This window comes from Ruegeria sp. ABV4_181, from assembly GCF_056158465.1.
Map to the genome: position 1 here is coordinate 2592166 of NZ_JBSWTI010000002.1, position 23460 is coordinate 2615625.

A 23460-nucleotide genomic window follows, 5' to 3' on the forward strand; every position below is an offset into this window, starting at 1 on the left:
TTAACAGTACTGAGGCTTAGGAGCCGCCACCCATGGTGGTTTCGTTCGCGACAGCTTCCTGTACTTTGCCCAGTTCCGGGTCGGAAACCAGACCGTACTGAGCCAGCGGGCCGTCGGGGCCTGCGATTTCGTCGGCGACGAAGAACTCAGCATATTCTTTCAGGCCGGGGATCACGCCGATATGGGCTTTCTTCACGTAGAAGAACAGCGGGCGCGAAACCGGGTATTCGCCGGTTGCAATCGACTCGGTCGACGGAACGATACCGGACATGGTCGCAACCTGCAGCTTGTCGGTGTTGTTCTCGTAGAACGCCAGGCCAAAGACGCCGATGCCGTCCTTGTTGCTGTCGATGCGGGCCAGGGTCTCGGTGTAGTCGCCGTCGATGTCGACCGAAACGCCGTCGGTGCGCAGCGCAATACAGGCTTTCTCGGCGGCTTTCTTGTCGTCACCGTTTGCAGCCTTGTAGGCGTCGAAATCGCCCAGATGCTCACAACCGGCCAGAATCACCTTGTCTTCGAACACTTCGCGGGTGCCGTGCTTGGTGCCCGGGATATAAGCGGCGATCGGCTGTGCCGGGAAGTTAGGGTTCACGTCAGCCCAGGTCTTGTTCGGGTTGTCGACCAGTTCGCCGTCCACAACAATCTGTGCCGACAGGGCCTTGTACCAGTCTTCCGGCGTGAACTCGAACGAGTTGCCGTTGATGTCGCTGGCAAAGACGATGCCGTCATAGCCGATCTGGACTTCGATGATGTCGGTCACACCCGCATCGGCACAGGCTTTGATTTCTTTCTCGCGGATTTTGCGCGACGAGTTGGCAACGTCGATGGTGTTTTCGCCAACACCTTCACAGAAACGCTTCAGCCCGGCCGAGGAACCACCCGACTCGACAACCGGTGTCGGGAAGTCAAAGTTCTCACCGAAGGCTTCAGCTACGATTGAGGCATAAGGCAGCACGGTCGATGAACCAGCAACCTGAACCTGATCACGAGCAGCGGCCGTGGTGGCCGATACGGCAGCGATAGCAAGAGCAGAAGCCGACAGTTTTACAAAGGACATTTCAGTCTCCTTGAGAGATAGAGTTAGTGATCACCCCCATGATGATCTTGCGCGAACCTCTACGAGTTGTGCGTAAGCCTTTTGTGACACCCATGTAACAGCTTTATGACAGAAACAGATAAACCGGGCTGACGTAACGCAAAGCTGCCATGCATTCTTTACATACGGGCGCGATCGGCAGTGTCACATAGACGAGGCTTGCGATCAGCGTGGCAGGATAACGGTAAAGATCGTCCCCTTGCCCAGATCGCTTTCCACACGCAGCCGCCCCCGGTGGCGGTTGATGATGTGCTTTACAATCGCCAGCCCCAGCCCGGTGCCGCCCAATTGACGGGATCTGTGACTGTCGGCGCGATAGAAACGCTCGGTCAGGCGGGGCAGATGAACGGCGTCTATTCCGGGGCCCTTGTCGATAATCTGAACCCGGACCGCGGGGCCGCGCATCGCGGTATCCCGTTCCGACGACATGACGCGCACTTCGACGACGCCGCCACTGCCGCCGTATTTGATCGCGTTCTCAATCAGGTTGGTGAACACCTGACGCAATTGATCGCTGTCCCCGGTCAGCGACACCGGACCCTGAGAGGCGTTCAGCGACAGTTCCACACCCGCATCTTCGGCCAGAGGCCGCAGTGAATTGAGCGTCGATTGCAGCAGGCCCGTCAGTTCAAGCTGCTCTTTCGGCCGGACCCGCTCCTCGCTTTCGACGCGGTTCAGTGACAGCAGGTCGCCAACCAGACGGTTCATGCGGTTGGCTTCCTCGGTCATGATCTGCAGAAACCGTTCGCGCGCGGCAACATCGTCGCGGGCTGGTCCGCGCAGGGTTTCGATGAACCCCATCAACGCGGTCAGGGGCGTGCGCAGTTCATGGCTGACATTCGCCACGAAATCGCGCCGCATCTGACTGGCCTGTTCCACATGCGTGATATCCTGAAAAATCGCCAGAACCGCTCCGCCGGACACTGCGCCCACGTCGCGCATATACCGGCACTGCACCTCGAACGTCGTGTCCTGTGCGCCGTCATTCGACAGGTGCCGGGTTTTTGCAGAACCCTTGCTTCGCAGGCTTTGCTCCATCGCTTCGATAACCTGGGGCTGCCGGAGGATGGTCGCGAAATGCCGACTGACGATATTCTGACCCAAAAGCGTTCGGGCATCCGTGTTGGCCGCGATGATCCGCTCTGTCTGATCGACCATGAGCGCCGGCATGGGAATGGCCGAGACGATTTCGGCAAGCAGGTCGTTTGACATGATCTCGGTCTCTTACGGATGGGCGACGGGCGTTACGACACGGGCTTCATCATATCGCGAAACGCCCGCATGTTCTGCTGATAGTGCAAGGCGCTGAAGGTGATCTTTTGTGCCGCGGCTTCGTCCAGTTGCCGCACAACCTTGCCCGGTGACCCCATGACCAGCGAATTGTCGGGGATCTCTTTCCCTTCGGTGATCAGCGCCCCTGCCCCGATCAGGCAGTTCTTTCCGATCCGTGCGCCGTTCAGAACGATTGCGCCCATGCCGATCAGAGTGTTTTCCCCGATCGTGCAGCCATGCAGCATCACCTTATGTCCGATGGTGCAGTTGCGGCCGATGGTCAGCGGGAACCCGGCGTCAATATGCATGACGCAGTTCTCCTGAACGTTGCTGCCCTCGCCCACCCGGATCTCTTCATGATCCGCGCGAATGGTGCATCCGAACCAGACCGAGGCCCCCTGCTCCAGCACCACTTTGCCGATCAGATTGGCGTCCGGCGCGACCCAGGTGTCCTCGTGAATTTGCGGAACGTGGTCGCCCAATGCGTAAATGGTCATGACAGCCCCTCGAACTCGCTTTGCAGGGTACGGACGTGATCCTGCAGTCTGGGTTGCTGGATGCGGCGCATACGCTCGGCGCTGACGATGGTTTTCAGCTTTTCCTCGGTCGCGTCCAGATCGTCGTTGACCAGCACGTAATCGTAATACCCCCAGTGGCTGATCTCGTCCCAGCTTTTCAGCATCCGCTTTGCGATCACGTCGTCGCTGTCCTGCCCGCGGCTTTCCAGCCTGCGGCGCAGTTCCGGGATCGAAGGCGGCAGGATGAAGATCGACAGCGCGTGTTTGCCCAGATCGGAGTTCCGGATCTGAACTTCACCCTGCCAGTCCACGTCGAACAGAACGTCCCTGCCCGCGTTGATCGAGTCGCGGACCGGTCCCGCGGGCGAGCCGTAGAAGTTGCCGAACACATGGGCATGTTCCAGCATCTGCCCCTCAGCGACCTGTTGTTTGAAGGCGTCTTCGCTCAGAAAATAATACTCACGGCCATGTTCCTCACCGGGTCGCGGCGCGCGGGTCGTGGCCGAAACCGAAAACTCCAGCCCGCTGTCCCATTGCATCAGCCTTCTGGCCAGGGTCGATTTGCCCGCACCCGAAGGCGAGGACAGAATGATTAAAAGGCCGCGTCGATCCGCCATTTGGGGCGCTCCTGTCTTTATTCCACGTTCTGCACTTGCTCGCGCATCTGATCTATTACGGCCTTCAACTCAAGCCCGACCGAGGTCAGTTCGGCGCTTTGCGCCTTGGAACACAGCGTGTTGGCCTCGCGGTTGAATTCCTGCATCAGGAAATCCAGCTTACGCCCGACCGCACCGTCCTGTGCAAGAAGATCGCGCGCCGCCGTCACATGCGCTTTCAGGCGGTCTATCTCCTCGGTAATGTCCGCCTTGACCGCGATCAGGGCCAGTTCCTGAGCCACCCGGTCCGGGTCGGCCCCCTGCGCGTTGTCCAGTACCCGCGCAAGGTTTTCGCGCAATGTCTCGGCCATCTTGTCCTTGCGCCGATCCGCCAGTTCCGCCGCCTGCTCCGTCAACTCCGCGACCTGACGAAGCTGGCCGTCCAGAATCTCGGCCAGAGCCTGCCCTTCGGTCCGCCGCATGTCGATAAACGCGTCCAGCAGACCGGCAAATTCCGTCGTCAACTGAGCCGTCAGTGGGGCCGGATCGTCCACGTCGCTGCCGGCATCCAGCATTCCTTTGACCGCGATAAGATCGGCGGCGGTGGACGGCGCCAGCGTGACGCCGTGTGCGGTCGCCATCTCTTGCGTGCGGGCCAAAGCCTTCAGCGCGGCCTCCATCGCCGCCTCGTTCAGGACAAGATCCGGTGCGGTCTCATCCCGGCTTAATCGGAGCGACAGCGTGACATTTCCCCGGCTCAACGCCTTTGACATCTGCGCCCGCAGCGCTGTCTCAAGCCCGGTCAGCCAATCCGGCGCACGTACGCGCAGGTCCAGCCCCTTGCCATTTACGCTGCGCAGTTCCCAAGTCCAGCTATGGGGTCCGAACGCCCCTTTGCCCGAGGCGAAACCGGTCATGGATCTGATCATGCCTGCCCTTTCAATAGTCGCCCGTTCCCTTGTGCCTGCCGCACCTAATGCCATCGGCGCACGCAGGGCAAGTCTTTGCTGAGTTTGGCACTGCGACCCGGAAGTTAACCATTCATTAAAGAATTGCTCCAAAATTGAATTAACCCGTGTCAATCTGACCCGTGACGGGACTGGTCAGACGTTGATGTCCCGGATATGTGGCATTTTAAGAAAATGACGGTCGATTGGTGCTAGGGTGATGAAAATGAAAACCTTTTTCGGGAACGGTTCCGGGTCAAACTTTGGAAAGATCGTCGCAATGGATCGTTTTGACAGTGGGCGCAGCCTCTCGCCCATCCGGCAGGCCGAGGCATACTGGACCGCGTTGCTGACTGGTGACGGCGTGCCCATGCGGTCGCAGATCGATCCGCGCGGGCTTGAGAACATCCTGGAATACACATTCGTTCTGGAACGCATCGCCCCGGGGCTGGCAAGGTTCCGTCTGGCCGGAAGTCATCTGAACAAACTGGCGGGCATGGAGGTGCGCGGCATGCCCGTGACCGCGTTTTTTGAACCCAGCGCACGCGGGCAGATCACCGAGTTGCTGGAACAGGTCTTTGCCCGGCCCTCGATTGCCGAGCTGGGGCTTGTGTCTTCGGGCAAGCTGGGGCGGACAGAAATGCAGGCGCGAATGATCCTGCTGCCCTTGAAAAGCGATCTGGGCGACATCAGCCGTGTGCTGGGCGTGATGGTCAGTGACGGCACAATCGGGGCGACACCCCGACGGTTCACAATCCCGGACAGCCATGTGCGTGCGGTTTCCGACGTTCAGGCACCGCGAAAGCCCGCACAAGAAAACATGACCGAATTCGCCGAGGACCAGGCCGAGTTCAAGCGGCCCGGCTCGCATTTGCGATTGGTCGTGTCGCGGGACGATTAAAAAAAGGCGGGCACGCAGCCCGCCTTTCTCTTTTCGATAGGTTCAGTACTTAGCTGACAGCCCGTTTGCTGCCATTGCGGCGCAGGGTGGTCAGTTCTTCCGCAACCAGGAACGCCAGTTCCAGCGACTGCGTTGCGTTCAGGCGCGGGTCGCAGGCTGTGTGGTAACGATCCGAAAGATCCTCTTCGGTCACGGCGCGGACGCCGCCGGTGCATTCGGTCACGTCCAGACCGGTCATTTCGAAATGCACACCACCGGGGATGGTGCCTTCGGCCTGATGAACGCCGAAAAAGTCGCGCACCTCGCGCAGAACCGAGTCGAACGGACGGGTCTTGTAGCCGGTGGCCGACTTGATCGTGTTGCCGTGCATCGGATCGCAGACCCAGGTGACCTTGGCGCCTTCTTCCTTGACCGCCCTGATCAGGCGCGGAAGATGTTCGGCCGCCTTGCCCGCGCCGAAACGTGCGATCAGGGTCAGACGCCCCTCTTCGTTTTCCGGGTTCAGCTTGGACATCAGAACCTTGAGGTCCTCTGCCGTGGTCGTCGGGCCGCATTTCAGACCGATCGGGTTCAGAACGCCGCGGCAGAATTCCACATGTGCGCCGTCCGGCTGACGGGTACGGTCGCCGATCCAGATCATGTGGCCGGATCCGGCCAGCCAGTTCCCCGAGGTGGAATTGAGACGGGTCAGCGCCTCTTCATATTCCAGCAGCAGGCCCTCATGGCTGGTGTAGAATTCAACGGTCGAGAATTCATGCGTGGTGTCCGCCGTGATCCCGGCCGCGTTCATGAAGTCGATGGTGTCCTGAATACGGTCGGCAATTTCCGAGTATTTCTGAACATCCTGTTCATCCGTGAAGCCCAGGGTCCACGAATGCACCATGCTCATATCGGCGAAACCACCGGTCGAGAACGCACGCAGCAGGTTCAGCGTGGCCGCGGCCTGTGTGTAGGCCTGCAGCATCTTGCTGGGATTCGGAATGCGCGCTTCGGGCGTGAAGGCCAGTTCGTTGATGATGTCACCGCGGTAGCTGGGCAGTTCCACGCCATCCACAACCTCGGTCGGCGCGCTGCGCGGCTTGGCAAACTGGCCAGCCATGCGTCCCACCTTGACCACCGGAACCTTGGCGCCATAGGTCAGCACCATCGCCATCTGCAGCATCACCTTGAACGTGTCACGGATCGCATCCGCACTGAATTGTTCAAAGCTTTCAGCACAGTCCCCGCCCTGCAGCAGGAAGGCCTCGCCGCGACCGGCGGCACCAAGAAGTTGCTTGAGACGCCGTGCTTCGCCAGCAAAGACCAGCGGGGGATACTGCGAAAGCTGAGCCTCGACCTTGGCCAGAGCGGCCGCGTCGGTATAGTCTGGCATCTGAACCCGGGGCTTGTTGCGCCAGTTCGTTTTTTGCCATTCGGTCATAGCTTTGATCTCCGCTGAAGTCGTCAGGTCGTCTCTATACAAAATGCAATGAAGACTGACCATATGCGATTTGCGCCTCTTGACGCCGGAAACAAGCTTTGATCATGGTGGCTGCCAAATCAGTCGCGGGACGTCACGTCACAATGCGGCAAATCAAGGACACCTCGCCATGCAAGAGCAACGCCAAGTTGTCACGGTGGAAGACACTGCGGCCAACCCGAAAAACTTCGTATTTGTCCTGCTGGACAAATTCTCTTTGCTGTCGTTTGCATCGGCACTGGACAGCCTTCGGATTGCGAACCGGATGGCGGACCGGCAACTGTATTCCTGGACGCTGGCCGGTGAAGGCGGTGAAACCGTCAGCTGTTCGGCCGGAACCACTTTTCAGCTGGATTCAGACCTTGTCGAGCTTCAGCGCGACGAGGTTGTCCTTATTTGCGGCGGCGTGGATGTTCAGGGGGCGACCACCAAGCGGGTTCTGAACTGGGTCCGCCGCGAGGCGCGGCGCGGGTTGCGCATCGGCGGGCTTTGCACGGCGGCCTATACGCTGGCCAAGGCAGGGCTGCTGGACGGCAAGCGCGCCACGATCCACTGGGAGAATTCTGACAGTTTCGTCGAAGAATTCGATGAGGTGGAACTGACAAAATCGGTCTTTCAGATCGACGGCAACCGGATGACAACGGCTGGCGGGACGTCCTCGATCGATCTGATGCTGAAAATCATCGCGGACGATTTCGGCGAAGACCTTGCGAATGCCGTCGCTGACCAGATGATCTATTCGTCCATCCGCACCGACCAGGACACGCAACGCCTGTCGACCCCGACCCGGATCGGCGTGCGCCATCCAAAGCTGAGCCAGGTCATTTTGATGATGGAAAAGAACATCGAAGAGCCGATCTCGCCCTCGATCCTGGCCAAGGATGTCGGCATGTCGACCCGGCAGCTGGAGCGGCTGTTCCGCCGCTATCTCAGCCGGTCGCCAAAGCGCTATTATATGGAACTGCGGCTGCACAAGGCGCGCAACCTGCTGATGCAGACGGATATGAGCGTCATCAACGTGGCCCTGGCCTGCGGTTTTGCCAGCCCGTCGCATTTTTCGAAATGCTACCGCGCGCATTACAACACCACGCCCTATCGTGAGCGTGGTGCGCAGGGCGGGCGGTTGTCGGTCTAACCGATCAGAACATCTTGAACAGGTCTTCGGAACTTGTGTTCATGGTAAAGCGCAGGACCAGAACGCCGTCTTCGCGGTCATGCAGCAATGCGTAGTAGTAAAAGTAACTGTTCTTGTCGTTCCAGAACGCGCGCAATTCATGAGAGAACCCGTTTTCAAGCTCGACACGCTTAATAATGGCGGAATTGGTGAGGTAAAACGAAACGACATCGCGCAACTGGTTCTGGGCAAGCCTTAGTTGTTCTTGCGTATACTCGTCCGCGCCCCCTAACCGCAGGATGATATTCGAAAATTCCCGGTTCTTGATCTTTTTCTCAACATATTCCTCATAATCGCCATATGTCGCGAAGGCTTCATCTGCCGCAGAAGACAATGCGCTGACTGCAAACAGCGCAGCGGCGAGAATGTTTTTCATGAACTACCCCATTAAGTTGTCGTACCAACGTTCTAGGTCTGCGGAAACATTCTGTAAACTGCGCCCTGCCCAACCGAAATGAACCAGATCGACCCGTCCGGCGCCTCGACGATATCCCGCACGCGTTCGGTTTCCGGGCCCTGGATCTGCTCAACCTCGCGCATCGGATTGCCGGCAAGCCGCGAGATGTAGTCGAATTTGAGGGACCCGACAAAGATATCGCCCTTCCATTCGGGCCATAGCTTGCCCGAATAGACCAGCAGCCCAGACGGAGCGATGGACGGGTCCCAATAGAACTCGGGCTGTTCCATGCCGGGTCTGGATGTGCCTTCGCCAATTTTCTGACCCGAGTAGTGAACGCCATATGAAATCACGGGCCACCCGTAATTCCGGCCGGGCCGGATCAGGTTCACCTCGTCGCCGCCTTTGGCCCCATGTTCGGAAATCCACAAGCGGCCGCGCCCGTCCAGGCCCGCCCCTTGCGGATTGCGGTGCCCGAAGGACCAGATTTCCGGGCGGATATCCGCGTTTCCGACAAACGGATTATCGGCCGGCACCGTCCCGTCGCGATTGACGCGGATCACCGATCCCATATGGTTCGACCTGTCCTGCGCTGACGGCCGGTCGCCGCGGTCGCCAATGGTCAGGAACAACGTGCCGTCATTGGCCTCGACCACCCGCGAGCCAAAGTGACGGCCGGTTTTGCCCCCCGGCACGGCCTCGAATATGACACGAAAGTTGTTCAGCCTGTCGCCCGCGTCCGACAGGCGGGCGACGGCAAGCGCTGTTCCTGCGCCGCCTCTTTGGGGTTTGGAAAAGGTCAGGAAGATCTCACGGCTCTGCGAAAAGTCACGCGCGATGGTCACATCCAGCAAACCGCCCTGCCCGTTCGCCGCCACTTTGGGCAGACCCTTGACGCGCTTGGCCTGCCCGTCTGCGATGAACAGCATCTCTCCGTCACGCTCGGTAACAAGAAACGCCCCACCGGGCAGGATGCCGATTGCCCAGGGGGTATCCAGCCCTTCGACCATTGGCGTTACGCGCACAGGACCAGCGGAAGTTTGAAGAACATCCGCCCTGACCAGACCGGCGCTCAGGGTGAGGATCAGAATCACAATGGCTCTTAACATGGGGGCCTCCTGTTGCGGGTCGTTCTTCAGGGAACACGGCGACAAACCCTACAAAACAAATAGGATTGTGAGGGACAAAAACACAATTGCGTTAGGACTTTTCTTTTTCAGGCAGCTTGCCTAGGGTCGTGCCCAGAACGAAGACGTTCCAATAAGGGAGTAACCTAATGAAAAAGCTGCTTACAGCAACTGCAGCAACCGCTCTGTTGTCCGGCACCGCAATGGCCGAAGATGTCACGCTTGGCGTCCTCTTTGGCTTTACCGGCCCGATTGAATTGCTGGCCCCGGCCATGGGTTCGGGTGCCGAACTGGCGATGGCCGAAGTCTCGGAATCCGGCAAGCTGCTGGACGGCACGACCGTCACTGCGTCGCGCGCGGATACCGGGTGCATCGATAACGGTCTGGCAACTTCGAACGGCGAACGCATGATTGCCGACGGTGTGGCCGGCCTGATCGGCGGCGACTGCTCGGGCGTGACCGGTGCGATCCTGCAAAACGTCGCGATCCCGAACGGCATGGTCATGATCTCGCCTTCGGCGACCTCGCCCGGCCTGTCGACCATGGAAGACAACGGCCTGTTCTTCCGCACCGCCCCGTCGGACGCGCGTGAAGGTCAGGTGATGGCGGACATCCTGAACGATCGCGGCATCAGCTCGATCGCACTGACCTACACCAACAACGACTATGGTAAAGGTCTGGCGGATGCGATCCAGTCGTCCTTCGAGGCTGCGGGTGGTGAAGTCACCATCGTTGCCGCGCACGAAGACGGCAAGGCCGACTATTCGGCCGAAGTGGGCGCGCTGGCCTCGGCCGGTGGCGACATTCTGGTCGTAGCGGGCTATCTGGATCAGGGCGGTCTGGGCATCATCCAGTCGGCGCTGGACAGCGGTGCGTTTGACACATTCGGTCTGCCCGGCGGCATGATCGGAGACTCGCTGCCTGCCAATGTCGGCCCCGACCTGAACGGCTCGTTCGGTCAGATCGCCGGTTCGGGCGGCGAAGGTGCCGAGAAGTACTTTGCCATGGCCGAAGCCGCCGGCTTTGACGGCTCGTCGCCCTACTCGCCGGAATCCTATGACGCCGCAGCGCTGTTCATGCTGGCGATGCAGGCGGCTGGGTCCACCAACCCTGCCGACTATGGCGCGAAGATCATGGATGTTGCCAACGAACCGGGCGAAAAGATCTATCCCGGCGAGCTGGCCAAGGGCCTGGAACTGCTGGCCGCGGGTCAGGACATCGACTATGTCGGCGCTTCGGGCGTTGAGCTGATCGGCCCCGGTGAAAGCGCGGGTTCCTATCGCGAGATCGAAGTCACCGACGGCGAGAACAAAACCGTCAATTTCCGTTGATCCGACGTTAAACGTCATAAAAACAAGCAGCCCGGGCCTTGTGCCCGGGCTGTTTCGATGAAAAAAGACCGCACCTCTCCGGGGGATGGGAAAACAACAACGCCGAAAACGGCGGCTAGGGGAAAAGATGATCGTCGTCGAAGACGTGCACAAGCATTTCGGCGGTTTTCACGCGGTGGACGGGGCATCGCTGGAAATCCAAAAGGGCTCGATCACCGGCCTGATCGGGCCGAACGGGGCCGGAAAGACCACTTTGTTCAACGTGATCGCAGGGGTTTTGCCGCCCACCAGCGGACGCGTCTTCATGGATGGCGAAGAGATCACCGGCCTGCCCCCGCACGATCTGTTTCACAAGGGCCTTCTGCGCACCTTCCAGATCGCGCATGAGTTTTCGTCGATGACCTGCCGCGAAAACCTGATGATGGTGCCTGGTGCACAATCGGGGGAATCGCTGTGGAACACGTGGTTCGGCCGCAAGCGCATCGCCGATGAAGAACGCGCGCTCAAGGCCAAGGCCGATGAAGTTCTGGAATTCCTGACGATCGAACATCTGGCGGATCACAAGGCCGGTCAGGTTTCGGGCGGTCAGAAAAAGCTGCTGGAACTTGGACGCACCATGATGGTCAACGCCAAGATCGTGTTTCTGGACGAGGTCGGCGCAGGCGTGAACCGCACCCTGCTGATGACCATCGCCGACACGATCCTGCGGCTGAACAAGGAACGCGGCTATACCTTTGTCGTCATCGAGCATGACATGGATTTCATCGGCAAGATCTGCGACCCGGTCATCTGTATGGCCGAGGGTAAGGTTCTGGCCGAAGGCACGCTGGACGAGATCAAGGCCAACGAGCACGTGATCGAGGCCTATCTGGGCACCGGCCTGAAGAACAAGGACAAGCTGGAGGCGGGCGCGTGACCGACAACCCCTATCAGGACGACAAGGGCAACAAGGACGCCTCGATCACCAATACCGCGGGTATCGGCACGATGACACCCGCCCACCGCAAAAGCGGCGAAACGCACCGCGTGGAAGGCGGCCCCTTTCTGATCGGTGACACCATGACCGGCGGCTACGGCAAAGGGCCGGACATTCTGCACGATTGCACCATTGCCGTCGACAAAGGTGAAATTGCGGTGATCGTCGGCCCCAACGGCGCCGGTAAGTCTACTGCGATGAAGGCCGTGTTTGGGATGCTGGACGTCCGCGCCGGGTCGGTTCGGCTGGACGGTGAGGATATCACCACCCTCACGCCGCAAGACCGGGTGATGCGGGGAATGGGCTTTGTGCCTCAGACCTCGAACATCTTCACGTCGATGACGGTGGAAGAGAACCTTGAGATGGGCGCATTCATCCGCCGCGACGACATCAGCCAGACGATGGAGCAGGTCTATGACCTGTTCCCCATCCTCCGCGACAAGCGGAACCAGGCAGCCGGAGAATTGTCCGGCGGCCAGCGCCAACAGGTTGCCGTGGGCCGCGCGCTGATGACACAGCCCAAAGTGCTGATGCTGGACGAACCAACGGCCGGTGTCTCACCCATCGTGATGGATGAACTGTTCGACCGGATCATCGAGGTCTCGCGCACGGGTCTGCCGATCCTGATGGTCGAACAGAACGCCCGCCAGGCGCTGGAGATCGCGGACAAGGGATATGTGCTGGTTCAGGGTCGCAACGCCTATACCGGCACGGGCAAGGAACTGCTGGCTGATCCCGAGGTTCGGAAGAGTTTTCTGGGCGGATGAAGGTTTTCTCAACGGCATTGGTTGCTGCGCTCATGTTGATGAGCAACGCGGCGGCCGCCGGGGAAACAAAAAGATGCTTGCTGGAATATACATGCGCAAACATCAACGCCTGCCAAACGACAAAGTCCGGCAAGGGATTGGAATTCGAGTATGAAATTCTGGCCGAAGACAAGCTTCGATTGCACCTCGGGCGCAACAGTCTACCCGTCTTAAACTTGCATCGGATCTCTCAGGACCTGACGACCGCGCATGGATGGGACCCAACCCGATCAACCTCTTACACGTTTAGTGTGTTTGGGGATGGCATGGTCGCCTACACAACTCACTCATTTGTCGGTCGCGGCGTAAGTCTGACGGGTTTCGGCCGCTGTGAGGTCAAGGGTTAGAGGGCATTTTCAAGCCCGTTTCGACACAAACGAAATCTGTCATTTGTGAGCTTTTGGCGCACAGAATTCCGATGTTTCCCAAAAACGTGCCCAGTCCAAAGAAAACCACGCCTCGGCTGCAATCCGGTCACAATCTCCCGTTAGCGCGCGAAGATATGAAGGAAACGATTTCCCGGGATTGCACACGCTTTCTCCGCGAAACCAGCGAACCTTCTGAATGAAATACACTATTCAGGACACAAAAATGAAAAAATGGATGTGTGTGGCGGTCGCCACGCTGTTCGCCACGACCGCAACCGCGGAAGAGCGTCACTTTGTCTGCGTCTCGGATCGCGATGGCAGCGAAGTCCGCCTCAACCGGGCACCCGAAGGGGACAAGGGCAGTATCGAGACAAAGGACATTGCGGGTGATGCAATGGTATTCAAGGGCGTTGGCAACATGACATTTGTTCATATCGAAGATCAGGACGTCATGACCTTCGTCGTCCACTTTGGTGACATGTCTTATGACCTTTCGGTCAAGGGTCCGCATGCCGGTACCGATCACGGAATGTGCACCGAAACAGCCGCCTGATTCCCCGGCTGATCTACCTGGGCGTGCGGCAGAAATTGCTGGCGCGCGCCGAAACCGGGGACTGTTCCGCGAAGCCCGCGTTCTTCGTGGTTCTTTTTCGCAAACAGCAGGAAAATATGGCTTTAATCCGGGCCCGAAATGTTGTGCCCGCAGGGATCGTCATGCCATAAGGTCGCACCCGGACAGTGAGAAGAAATAATGGATCTACTGAACGCGCTCGTCGCGCTATCGAATTTCGTCCTTGTGCCGGCGGTTGCCTATGGCAGTCAGCTGGCTCTGGGGGCGCTGGGGGTGACCCTGATATACGGAATCCTGCGGTTTTCCAATTTTGCCCATGGCGACACGATGGCCTTTGGCGCGATGATCGCCGTGCTGGTCACCTGGGGGCTGCAGGCCGCCGGGGTCAGCTTCGGCCCGCTGCCGACCGCTCTACTGGCCCTACCCTTTGCCATCCTGGGCTGCATTGTTCTGGTACTGATCACCGACCGGCTGGTTTACCGTTTCTACCGCGAGCAGAAGGCGAAGCCGGTCATTCTGGTGATCGTTTCCATGGGCGTCATGTTCATCATGAACGGTCTGGTGCGGTTCATCATCGGGCCGGACGACCAGCGATTTTCCGATGGTGCGCGGTTTCTGATTTCAGCGCGGGATTTCAAGACCATGACCGGTCTGAACGAAGGACTTGCCATCCGAACGTCGCAGGCGATCACGGTCGTCGTTGCCGTTGTTGCCGTGGCGCTGCTGTTCTGGTTCCTCAACAAGACCCGCACCGGCAAGTCGATGCGCGCCTATTCGGATAACGAAGATCTGGCGCTGCTGTCCGGCATCAACCCCGAGCGTGTGGTGATGATCACCTGGATCATCGTTGCGGCCTTGGCCACCACAGCCGGCGTGCTGTACGGGTTGGACAAGAGCTTTAAGCCGTTCGTCTATTTCCAGCTGCTGCTGCCGATCTTTGCCTCGGCCATCGTGGGCGGGCTTGGCAACCCGCTGGGGGCCATCGCGGGCGGCTTCATCATCGCCTTTTCCGAGGTCACAATCACCTATGCGTGGAAGAAGGTTCTGACCTATGTCGCACCGGAAAACCTGGCCCCGTCGGGATTGGTGCAGTTCCTGTCCACCGATTACAAATTCGCCGTCAGCTTTGTCATTCTGCTGATCGTGCTTCTGTTTAAGCCCACGGGCCTGTTCAAAGGGAAAGCGGTATGACCGAGTCCGTCAAAAACACGCTGCTTTTTGCCGTTGTCGGCGGCCTGATTCTGTTGACCGGATTTACGCAGAGCTGGAACGCCGCGATCCTGATCCTGAACATGGGGCTGATCTCGGCCATCATGTCGATCGGGGTGAACCTGCAATGGGGCTTTGCGGGGCTGTTCAATGTTGGTGTTATGGGTTTTGTCGCGCTGGGCGGGTTGGCCGTCGTGCTGGTTTCAACCCCGCCGACACCCGGAGCTTGGTCTTCCGGCGGGTATGGCATCGTTCTGGCCCTGATGCTGGGGGCCGCAACCGTTGTCGGCGCCGTTCTGGTGGCGCAGAAACTGCCGAAAGGCCGGGTGCAGACCCTGTCGATCATTGGCATTCTGATTGTCGGCTTCTTTGTCTACCGTGCGATATTTGACCCCAACGCCGCTGCGGTCGAGGCCATCAACCCGGCCGTGGAAGGCAACATTGGCGGTCTTAACCTGCCTGTCCTCATTGCTTGGCCTGCGGGTGGGTTGCTGGCCGCCGGGGCGGCCTGGCTGATCGGCAAGACGGCGCTGGGCCTGCGTTCGGACTATCTGGCAATTGCCACGCTTGGAATTGCCGAGATCATCATCGCCATCCTTAAAAACGAAGACTGGCTGGCGCGGGGCGTCAAGAATGTCTACGGCATTCCGCGCCCGGCCCCTGTGGTCGGGTACGAGGTCGAATTACAGCAAGATCCCGGCTTTATCGCCCGGGCGGAATGGTTCGGGCTGGACCCGGTCACGGCCTCTACCCTGTCGGTCAAGCTGGGCTATTCGCTGCTGTTCCTGATCGTACTGCTGGCGCTTTTGTGGATGGCTCAGATGGCGCTCAAAAGCCCGTGGGGCCGCATGATGCGCGCCATTCGCGACAATGAGGTCGCAGCTGAAGCCATGGGCAAGGACGTCACCCGCCGCCACCTGCAGATCTTCGTGCTGGGCTCGGCCATCTGCGGCATCGCCGGTGCAATGATGACCACGCTGGACGGTCAGCTAACCCCCAGTGCCTACCAGCCGCTGCGGTTCACTTTCCTCGTCTGGGTGATGGTGATCGTTGGTGGATCGGGCAACAATTTCGGAGCCGTTTTGGGCGCGTTCCTGATCTGGTTTCTTTGGGTTCAGGTTGAACCCATTGGCCTTTGGCTGATGAACCTGATCACCATTGGTCTGCCCGATGGAAACGCGCTGAAGGCTCACCTGATTGGAAGCGCCGCGCATATGCGGTTGTTCACAATGGGCCTGATCCTGCTGATTGTTCTCAGATTCAGTCCTAGGGGACTGATCCCCGAGAAATAGATCAGAATATAGTCAATTGCCTGAACCGCGCCGCAAAAACGGCGCGGTTTCTTGATTAGAATCAGGATTGTGAATAGACGGATTCACAACGCTTACCTGTAATCAGGCGATGCCCGGCGCACTCTCACACCAAATTTGCCGATCTTCGTCGACCAAATAGTTAACCAGTAAAATGAGCACCAATCATGAAATCTACCACTGCCAAGACTTTCCTGCTTTTTCCCCTGACAGCAGTTCTGACCGGATGCATCCCCTCGCCCGAGGATCTGGAAACGGCCCCAGTCACAGTGCAGACCCCGAAGGGTGAAGTGACATGTCAGCTGTACCGTCAGGACCGCGTGACCTGGGACCGGGCCATTAACTTTCCAGCGACCAGGATGACGGTCCCCGAGGCCGATGCCTATTGTCGTCAGGAAGGCCAGCGCCGCCTGAAGTAGTGCGTTCGGGGCTACCGGCTTTTGAACAAGCCCCCAAGGATGCCGCGCACGATCCGGCGTCCTGTGGTGCCCTTCAGCTCTTTGATGACCGCCTGACTCATGGCCGTTGCAAACGTGTCTTTCTGACGTGACACGCGCGACGACGACCGCCCGACCCTGCTGCCGGAATACCGGCGCGCGGTGGCGAATTCGCGTTCGGCCAGAGACAGAGTCTCCTCCTGCTCTTCCGCTTTTGCCGCCTCTTGCGCGGCTGTATCGGCACGCGCCCTGAGAATCTCGAACGCGGATTTTCGATCCTTCAGCGTGCCGTATTTTGCCTTCATCGGAGAGGCAGCCATGACCGCCTGCCGTTCGGAGGCCGTGATCGGACCAAGCTGAGACCCCGGAGGCCGGATCAGTGTGCGTTCGACGATCCCCGGCACACCCTTCTTCTGCAACATCGAGGTCACGGCCTCACCCACACCAACCTCGCGGATCGCGGCCTCGGTGTCGAAAGCCGGGTTTTCCCGATAGGTTTCGGCCGCAAGACGCAGGTTTTTTCTGTCCCGCGCAGTGAAGGCGCGCAACGCGTGTTGAACCCGGTTGCCCAACTGCCCCAGAATATCCTCGGGGATATCCGCCGGATTCTGCGAGATGAAATAGACGCCAACGCCCTTGGACCGGATTAGACGTGCGACCTGCTCGACCTTATCGACCAATATCTTTGGTGCGTCTTCAAACAACAGATGAGCTTCATCAAAGAAGAAAACCAGCTTGGGTTTATCGGGATCGCCCACCTCGGGCAGTTCCTCGAACAGTTCGCTGAGCAGCCACAAGAGGAACGTCGCGTATAGGCGCGGCGAACCCATCAGCTTGTCGGAGGCCAGGATATTCACCATGCCCTGCCCGTTTTCGTCGAGCCGCATCAGATCGCTCAGTTCCAGCGCCGGTTCGCCGAACAGATTGGTGCCACCCTGATTTTCCAGTACCAGCAGACGCCGCTGGATCGCCCCGATCGATGCGGTTGAGACATTGCCATAGCGCAAGGACAGCTGGGCGCGGTTTTCCCCGATCCAAACCAGCAAGGCTTGCAGATCCTTCAGGTCCAGCAGCGGCATACCTTCTTCATCTGCAACACGGAACGCGATGTTCAGAATACCCTCCTGCGCTTCGCTCAGGTCCATGAGGCGCGACAACAGCAGCGGCCCCATCTCGGTCACGGTGGTTCTGACCGGGTGCCCCTGCTGCCCGAACAAATCCCAGAACGTCACCGGGCAGGCGGCATAGTCGTAGTTTTGAAACCCGATACGCTGAGCCCGATCCTGAAACGCCTGATGCAGCTTGTGGTTTTCGCTGCCGGCTTTGGCCAATCCGGAAAGGTCACCTTTGACGTCAGACAGAAAGACCGGAACACCGGCCTGCGAAAACCCTTCGGCCAGAATTTGCAGGGTCACGGTCTTCCCCGTGCCAGTGGCGCCGGCGATCAGGCCGTGTCTGTTGGCATAGTTCAAAGCAAGGGTTTGAGGCTGGCTATAGTCTTCACCTGCACCGCCCAGAAAGATGTTTTTGTCCATGTATGTAAGGCCTTAATTTCACCGATCTGCCCCCAGCATACAAAGTTAACCTTTAACTGCGATAGTCATTTTCGCTGCCTTCGCGGCGTAAGGTGCAAGGCGGCGAACTTCCTCCCTGTCGACTGGCCGCGCCTTCGGGCGCGGTTTTTTTAAAGAACGCTGGTCGTGTCATTAAAATTTCAGGTTTGCAGTTGACCGCCGCGCTCCCCTCTCGTAACGTCTGCGCATAACTAAGTCGGCCAGTCCGACGGGGAGAACATTTTCTGGAAGGGAGCCGCTCCACCGGCTCCCTTTTTCGTTGCCGAGTTGCGACGGTCGACGGCAAGAATCCGTTCACTTCCACATGTTCACGCTGCTTAATGACTGACACCATGATCCAAGGGTGATAGACCGGGCAAAAAGCTCTGTCACACTGCCGAGGCATTCATGATCAAGAAACTCCTACCATCCACCGTAATGGCAGCCGCGTTGATTTGCGGTGCCGTAAACGCCCAGGAAACTCAGACCGAGGAAACCCCGTCGCAATCCACCGACAGCGGCCTGGATCTGGGCAGCGAAGGTCCCCGCATCGGCGAGCAATTCGTCAAGGAAAAGTCGGGCGATTGGGACGTGTCCTGTATCAAGGCTGAAGAAGGCGACGATCCTTGCGCGATGGTGCAGATTCTGAACGGCCAACAGGGTGAACCCATTGCCGAGGTGACCATCGGCAAGCTTCCTGCAGGTGGTGCAGCGGTGGCTTGGGCCAACGTGATCGTACCGTTGGAAACGCTGCTGCAGGCTCAGCTTGCGCTGTCGATTGATGGGGCACCGCGCAAGCTTTACAATTATCACCATTGTGTGCCGGTTGGCTGCGTCGCGCAACTGGGGCTAAGCCAGGGCGACATTGACGCCATGAAAGCCGGCAGCAAGGCCGTGCTGTCGCTGGTGCCTGCGCGGTTCCCGGATCAGGTCCTGCAGATGGAGATGTCCCTGTCTGGCTTCACGTCCGGTTTCGACGGGCTGGTCGCCAATCAGAACTGACCTACCGAAACAAAAAAGCGCCGCCGATAAAAATGGCGGCGTTCTTCATTCCCAACTGTCCTGCTTCAGACGCGTTTCAGGGCCAGAACCGCGTTCAGCCCGCCAAAGGCAAACGCATTGCTCAGCGCCACATCGACCTTGGCTTCGCGGGCATCGTTCGGCACAACATCCAGCGCGCATTCCGGGTCCGGTTCTTCATAGCCAATGGTCGGAGCAATTACGCCGTCACGCAGCGCCATGATGCAGGCCAGCAACTCCACAGCGCCGGTGCCGCCGATCAGATGGCCATGCATGGACTTTGTGGACGAGATCATCAGATCGTCCGCATGCGGTCCGAACACATCGGCCACCGCAGCGCATTCGGTTTTGTCGTTTGCCGCCGTTCCGGTGCCATGGGCGTTTATATATCCGACCTGATCCGCGTTCAGCCCGGCATCGGCCAGCGCGCCCGACATCGCCCGCGACGCGCCTTGCTTGCTTGGCATTACGATGTCTGACGCGTCGGACGACATCGCAAATCCGACCACTTCGCACAGAATGTCTGCGCCGCGCGCCCGCGCATGTTCGTATTCCTCGAATACAAACACACCCGCGCCTTCACCCTGAACCATGCCATTGCGGTTGGCGCTGAAGGGGCGGCAGGCATCCTTGGACATGACGCGCAAACCTTCCCAGGCCTTCACGCCGCCAAAGCACAGCATGGATTCCGATCCGCCCGTGATCATCGCGGGTGCGGCCCCGCTACGGACCATCTGAAACGCCTGCGCCATGGCATGGTTCGAAGACGCACAGGCCGTCGAAACCGTGAAGCTGGGGCCTTTCAGATTATGCTCCATCGACACATGACTGGCTGCGGCGTTGTTCATCAGCTTGGGCACCACGAACGGGTGAACGCGGTTCTTGCCGTCCTCGTACACAGACCGGTAATTGTCGTCCCATGTGGAAACGCCGCCACCCGCAGTGCCAAGCACAACGCCGGAGCGGGCCGCAAGGTCACCGTGAAATTCGATCCCAGACTGATCAATCGCTTCCTTCGCCGCAGTCAGCGTGAATTGGGTAAACCGGTCATACAGGGTCATCTGCTGGCGATTGAACCGCCCCTCGGCCTCGAACCCGCGCACCTGGCCGCCGATCTTGATGGCCAGCCGGTCTACGTCACGGAACTCAAGCTCGGAAATGCCGCAGCGGCCTTCACGCATAGCCTCCAGCGTATCGGGAACGGAATGGCCCAGCGAGTTGATCGTCCCGGCCCCGGTAATGACAACGCGTTTCATCAGCTTAGGTCAGACCTTTTCCGACACAAGCTTTTCAATGCCCGCGATGATGGCGGCAACATTTGAGATATCGAAATCGCTGGCCGTTGGTTCGTTGGCATTGAACGGCACCGAAATGTCGAACTCTTCTTCTATGGCAAAAATGCTTTCGACCAGTCCCAGACTGTCGATGCCCAGATCCTCGAGCGTACTTTCGGGCGTCACATCCGAAGGCTCCAGCACGGCCTGCTCAGCGATGATTGCGATGACGCGGTCGGTGATGCTCATGTCGATCCTCTGATTATCACGTTGAGTGTGATTTAATCTCTCGGAGGCTGTTTGAAAACAGCCTTTTTCAACGCCTCTACGTCACGCGCCATGCGCGGCAACCGGCGCTGGGCTTTGTAGACATCAGTATGGGTTTCCATTTTGATGCCCGGATAGCCCATGATCACCCGTCCCGCAGGCACGTTGGACAGGATTTTGGTGCCGCCGCCCGAGATAACGCCGTCGCCGATAAAGATATTGTCCACCACGCCGGTCTGACCGCCCAGAACAACACTGTTGCCGATCTCGACCGATCCGGACACGCCGGTTTGGCCGCACAGCAGACAATCCTGCCCGACGCGGGTGTTGTGGCCGACATGCACAAGGTTATCCAGTTTCGAACCGTTGCCGATGCAGGTATTGCGTATCGTGCCGTTGTCGATGGTGCAATTTGCCCCCACCTCAACATCATCGCCGATCTCTACCGCGCCCAGCGAATGTATTCGCAGCCAGCTTTGCGCGCGCGCGTCGCCCTGATCGCCCAGGGTTTTGCGTGCGTTCTCGGCCCCCGATACCTCGGGGGTGACAAAGCTGAAGCCGTCGCCGCCGATTCGAGCGCCGGGTTGGGCGATGAACCGGTCGCCGATCCGAGCCCGCGCCCCGATGCTGACCATCTCGCGCAGCGTCGCGCTATCCCCCAGCACAGCGTCCATTCCAATCACGCAATGCGCCCCGATGACGGCATCCTTGCCGATCCGCGCCCTTGCGCCAATGACCGCGAGCGGCCCAATGGACGCGCCCTCGCCGATTTCCGCGGTCGGGTCTACCACTGCCGACGGGTGAATCCCCGGCGCGACCCCCTGTCCCCGGTCCAGCATCGACGTAATCCCGGCCATGGCCATGCGCGGCCGCGGAACAAAGATCGCAGCCTTCAGCCCCAGCGCCTGCCAGTCCGCGCCTTCCCACAGGACCGCCGCCCGCGCAGACCCGGCACTCAGCGCTTCGGCGTATTTCGGGGACATGGCCATCGCGAGGTCCGAGGCGCCTGCGTCCGCAGGTTCTGCCGCCCGTTCGATGATCAGGTCCGCATCGCCCTGGCTTTCGGCACCGAGCGCTTCGGCTATTTGCTGAATGGTAAACTGCATGACGGGCTTCCCGGTTTAAGGACGTGCCCCGGTGATTACCCCTGAACGTCCGGCAGGGCCACCCCTGCTTTCTGCAGGGCCTCCCAGATTTTCCGATCCCGGTCGTAAACATCGCGGCGGTACTGAACCTGACCTTTTGGCCCGATATAAGCCGTGCGGTAAATCAGATGAACCGGAACATGCTGTTCAAGCTGCACGGTCGTTTCCTTGCCGGTGACCAGAACTCGGTGAAAGAACGACTTGGGGTCTTCCTCTTGTCTGGCCAGCAGCGCGTAGGCGAACTCAAACGGCTGCGCCAAACGGATACACCCGTGCGAGAACGCACGCACCTCGCGCGCGAACAGGTTTTTCTGAGGCGTATCATGCAGATAGATGTTGTACTTGTTGGGGAACATGAACTTCACCAGCCCCAGCGCATTGCTTTTGCTGGGCGGCTGGCGCATCGCGAAAGGAAAGTTCCTGGCGTCGAACTGGGTAAAGTCGACCGCACCGCGATTGACCTGACGACCGGAGCGGTCCGTGATCTGAATATGGCCGACCGCGTTGGGATTGGACTGCAGTTTAGGCAAGTATTCCTTGGTGATAATCGACCTTGGGACATACCAGCTTGGGTTGATGACCATATGCTCCATCTCGTCCGAGAACTCGGGGCTGCGCCGGTCATGTGTGTTTTTGCCAATCACCGCGCGCGTTTCGAAGGTCACCTGCCCGTCATCGACGATCTTGGCGGAGAAGTCGGCCTGGTTGACCAGAATGTGCCGCTCACCTCGGTCGCGCGGCAGCCAGCGCTCGCGTTCCAGTGCAACGTAGACCGCCTTCAGCCTCTCAGATGCGCTTCGGTTAAGCTCGGTGATCGTTCCCTGCCCGGCAACGCCATCCGGTTCCAGACCGTGATCCACCTGAAAGGCCTGTACCGCAGACAACAGCGCGTCATCGAATTTCGGGCTGGCCGTCGGTTTGAGATATCCCAGGGAAACCAACCTGTTGCGCAGCTTAACGACGTTGGGTCCGGTATCGCCATATTCCAGCTTGGACACCGGAACGGTCGCACCCCACCCCCCTTGCTGCACAAGGTTTTCCAGGGCCATCTTCTGTTTCATCAACGCCCGATACTGGGTCGATTGCGGGGCCAGCTGATCGAAATACGCGGCGTTTTCGGTGGCAATCAGCCCCTGCAAATGGTCTTTGGCCGGGGTCCGTTCAACCTTGCGAACCAGCCCGTCGTCGATATCCGAAGGACGCAAAGCGCCGGATTGGAGACTGCGCGCGTACTCGACAAATGCTCGGGTCAACTTGATCTCGACCGCGCCCAGATCGCGCATTGTACGCGCGGTCTGCATCTGATCCAAAAGCGCCTGAACGTCGTGGAACCCGCCGGGCAGCCCGTGCATATGGGTTGTAGACAAGGCCCGGATCAGCCTGGCGCGTCGCTCCTGATGCTCGCGCGTGGTCCCCACCCAAATCGGCGCAAACCCGCTGGTCCGGTAGAATTCGGCAATCCCCGAGCCTGTCGGCGCAAACTCGGCAACGGCCATCTGGAATGCAGTCGCTGGCCTGGTTTCGGCACTGGCAACGGATGCCGCGGCGAACAAGCATGCGGCGACGAGGGTACTGGTACGCGTCCGAAAAACAGAGAGCATTTGATGGCCTTGACTATTCAATATCTTACGTCGTTTGTATTGCGTCGATAACTATGGTTTCGCGCCACGCAGAATGTCTATTCACAAATGCTTCAATTCTGCGCT

The 23460-nt window shown here is 59.2% G+C and carries 24 protein-coding genes; 11 read left to right on the forward strand and 13 right to left on the reverse strand.

Annotated features, from left to right (window positions below; translation table 11 throughout):
* Positions 1-16 precede the first annotated feature (16 nt).
* From ACXAC3_RS12865 to ACXAC3_RS12885, 5 genes are all read right to left on the reverse strand, one after another.
* The gene (locus tag ACXAC3_RS12865) at positions 17-1057 is read right to left on the reverse strand and encodes a substrate-binding domain-containing protein (protein ID WP_475160690.1); all 1041 of its coding nucleotides are present in this window, start codon (positions 1055-1057) and stop codon (positions 17-19) included.
* Positions 1058-1261: 204 nt separating this feature from the next.
* The gene (locus ACXAC3_RS12870) at positions 1262-2308 is read right to left on the reverse strand and encodes an ATP-binding protein (protein WP_475160692.1); all 1047 of its coding nucleotides are present in this window, start codon (positions 2306-2308) and stop codon (positions 1262-1264) included.
* Positions 2309-2340: 32 nt separating this feature from the next.
* A complete protein-coding gene (locus tag ACXAC3_RS12875; protein WP_475160694.1) occupies positions 2341-2865 on the reverse strand; it encodes a gamma carbonic anhydrase family protein in 525 nt (174 codons plus the stop codon).
* The gene (gene gmk, locus ACXAC3_RS12880) at positions 2862-3503 is read right to left on the reverse strand and encodes a guanylate kinase (protein ID WP_475160695.1); all 642 of its coding nucleotides are present in this window, start codon (positions 3501-3503) and stop codon (positions 2862-2864) included. Before gmk ends, ACXAC3_RS12875 begins: the two co-directional genes overlap by 4 nt.
* Positions 3504-3520: 17 nt before the next feature.
* Complete coding sequence (locus ACXAC3_RS12885) at positions 3521-4399, reverse strand: YicC/YloC family endoribonuclease (RefSeq protein WP_475160699.1); 879 nt, start codon at positions 4397-4399, stop codon at positions 3521-3523.
* Between the two features lie 256 nt (positions 4400-4655).
* Here ACXAC3_RS12885 and ACXAC3_RS12890 point away from each other — a divergent pair, with 256 nt between their 5' ends.
* Entirely contained in the window at positions 4656-5330 is a 675-nt protein-coding gene (locus tag ACXAC3_RS12890; protein ID WP_475160702.1) for a PAS domain-containing protein, read from the forward strand.
* 49 nt (positions 5331-5379) lie between these two features.
* Here ACXAC3_RS12890 and ACXAC3_RS12895 read toward each other — a convergent pair whose 3' ends face one another.
* The gene (locus ACXAC3_RS12895; RefSeq protein WP_475160704.1) at positions 5380-6750 is read right to left on the reverse strand and encodes a class II 3-deoxy-7-phosphoheptulonate synthase; all 1371 of its coding nucleotides are present in this window, start codon (positions 6748-6750) and stop codon (positions 5380-5382) included.
* A gap of 169 nt (positions 6751-6919) precedes the next feature.
* Here ACXAC3_RS12895 and ACXAC3_RS12900 point away from each other — a divergent pair, with 169 nt between their 5' ends.
* Positions 6920-7924, forward strand: coding sequence for a GlxA family transcriptional regulator (locus ACXAC3_RS12900; protein ID WP_475160707.1), 1005 nt, complete (start codon positions 6920-6922; stop codon positions 7922-7924).
* A gap of 4 nt (positions 7925-7928) precedes the next feature.
* Here the strand turns inward: ACXAC3_RS12900 and ACXAC3_RS12905 are convergent, their stop codons facing one another.
* Together ACXAC3_RS12905 and ACXAC3_RS12910 are read right to left on the reverse strand one after the other, a co-directional pair.
* Entirely contained in the window at positions 7929-8339 is a 411-nt protein-coding gene (locus ACXAC3_RS12905) for a hypothetical protein (RefSeq protein ID WP_475160708.1), read from the reverse strand.
* A 32-nt stretch (positions 8340-8371) separates the two neighbouring features.
* Positions 8372-9469, reverse strand: a complete 1098-nt coding sequence (locus tag ACXAC3_RS12910) for a PQQ-dependent sugar dehydrogenase (protein ID WP_475160710.1) — start codon at positions 9467-9469, stop codon at positions 8372-8374.
* 167 nt (positions 9470-9636) lie between these two features.
* Here ACXAC3_RS12910 and ACXAC3_RS12915 point away from each other — a divergent pair, with 167 nt between their 5' ends.
* From ACXAC3_RS12915 to ACXAC3_RS12950, 8 genes are all read left to right on the forward strand, one after another.
* Positions 9637-10818: an ABC transporter substrate-binding protein gene (locus ACXAC3_RS12915; RefSeq protein WP_475160712.1), complete on the forward strand. Its 1182-nt coding sequence runs from the start codon at positions 9637-9639 to the stop codon at positions 10816-10818.
* Between the two features lie 127 nt (positions 10819-10945).
* Positions 10946-11734, forward strand: a complete 789-nt coding sequence (locus ACXAC3_RS12920; RefSeq protein WP_475160716.1) for an ABC transporter ATP-binding protein — start codon at positions 10946-10948, stop codon at positions 11732-11734.
* The gene (locus tag ACXAC3_RS12925; protein ID WP_475160718.1) at positions 11731-12561 is read left to right on the forward strand and encodes an ABC transporter ATP-binding protein; all 831 of its coding nucleotides are present in this window, start codon (positions 11731-11733) and stop codon (positions 12559-12561) included. The genes ACXAC3_RS12920 and ACXAC3_RS12925 overlap by 4 nt, the downstream gene beginning before the upstream one ends.
* Positions 12558-12947: a hypothetical protein gene (locus ACXAC3_RS12930; protein ID WP_475160721.1), complete on the forward strand. Its 390-nt coding sequence runs from the start codon at positions 12558-12560 to the stop codon at positions 12945-12947. Before ACXAC3_RS12925 ends, ACXAC3_RS12930 begins: the two co-directional genes overlap by 4 nt.
* A 244-nt stretch (positions 12948-13191) precedes the next feature.
* Complete coding sequence (locus ACXAC3_RS12935) at positions 13192-13521, forward strand: hypothetical protein (RefSeq protein WP_475160723.1); 330 nt, start codon at positions 13192-13194, stop codon at positions 13519-13521.
* A 198-nt stretch (positions 13522-13719) separates the two neighbouring features.
* Complete coding sequence (locus ACXAC3_RS12940) at positions 13720-14730, forward strand: branched-chain amino acid ABC transporter permease (protein WP_475160725.1); 1011 nt, start codon at positions 13720-13722, stop codon at positions 14728-14730.
* Positions 14727-16040: a branched-chain amino acid ABC transporter permease gene (locus ACXAC3_RS12945; protein ID WP_475160726.1), complete on the forward strand. Its 1314-nt coding sequence runs from the start codon at positions 14727-14729 to the stop codon at positions 16038-16040. Before ACXAC3_RS12940 ends, ACXAC3_RS12945 begins: the two co-directional genes overlap by 4 nt.
* A 185-nt stretch (positions 16041-16225) precedes the next feature.
* Positions 16226-16477 carry a hypothetical protein gene (locus tag ACXAC3_RS12950; RefSeq protein ID WP_475160729.1) on the forward strand — a complete coding sequence of 84 codons (252 nt, stop codon included), beginning with the start codon at positions 16226-16228 and terminating at the stop codon, positions 16475-16477.
* 11 nt (positions 16478-16488) lie between these two features.
* On the opposite strand, the gene ACXAC3_RS12955 is transcribed toward ACXAC3_RS12950, so the two are convergent.
* Positions 16489-18030 carry a helicase HerA-like domain-containing protein gene (locus tag ACXAC3_RS12955; RefSeq protein WP_475160732.1) on the reverse strand — a complete coding sequence of 514 codons (1542 nt, stop codon included), beginning with the start codon at positions 18028-18030 and terminating at the stop codon, positions 16489-16491.
* Positions 18031-18456: 426 nt separating this feature from the next.
* Between ACXAC3_RS12955 and ACXAC3_RS12960 the strand changes: the two genes are divergently transcribed.
* A complete protein-coding gene (locus ACXAC3_RS12960; RefSeq protein ID WP_475160735.1) occupies positions 18457-19050 on the forward strand; it encodes an invasion associated locus B family protein in 594 nt (197 codons plus the stop codon).
* Positions 19051-19115: 65 nt separating this feature from the next.
* Here the strand turns inward: ACXAC3_RS12960 and ACXAC3_RS12965 are convergent, their stop codons facing one another.
* From ACXAC3_RS12965 to ACXAC3_RS12980, 4 genes are read right to left on the reverse strand one after another with little or no spacing between them, the layout of a single operon-like run.
* The gene (locus ACXAC3_RS12965) at positions 19116-20324 is read right to left on the reverse strand and encodes a beta-ketoacyl-[acyl-carrier-protein] synthase family protein (RefSeq protein ID WP_475160737.1); all 1209 of its coding nucleotides are present in this window, start codon (positions 20322-20324) and stop codon (positions 19116-19118) included.
* Between the two features lie 9 nt (positions 20325-20333).
* Complete coding sequence (locus ACXAC3_RS12970; protein ID WP_170760709.1) at positions 20334-20591, reverse strand: acyl carrier protein; 258 nt, start codon at positions 20589-20591, stop codon at positions 20334-20336.
* Between the two features lie 32 nt (positions 20592-20623).
* A complete protein-coding gene (lpxD, locus tag ACXAC3_RS12975; RefSeq protein WP_475160740.1) occupies positions 20624-21715 on the reverse strand; it encodes a UDP-3-O-(3-hydroxymyristoyl)glucosamine N-acyltransferase in 1092 nt (363 codons plus the stop codon).
* A gap of 35 nt (positions 21716-21750) precedes the next feature.
* Entirely contained in the window at positions 21751-23355 is a 1605-nt protein-coding gene (locus ACXAC3_RS12980; protein ID WP_475160742.1) for a L,D-transpeptidase family protein, read from the reverse strand.
* Between the last annotated feature and the right edge of the window lie 105 nt (positions 23356-23460).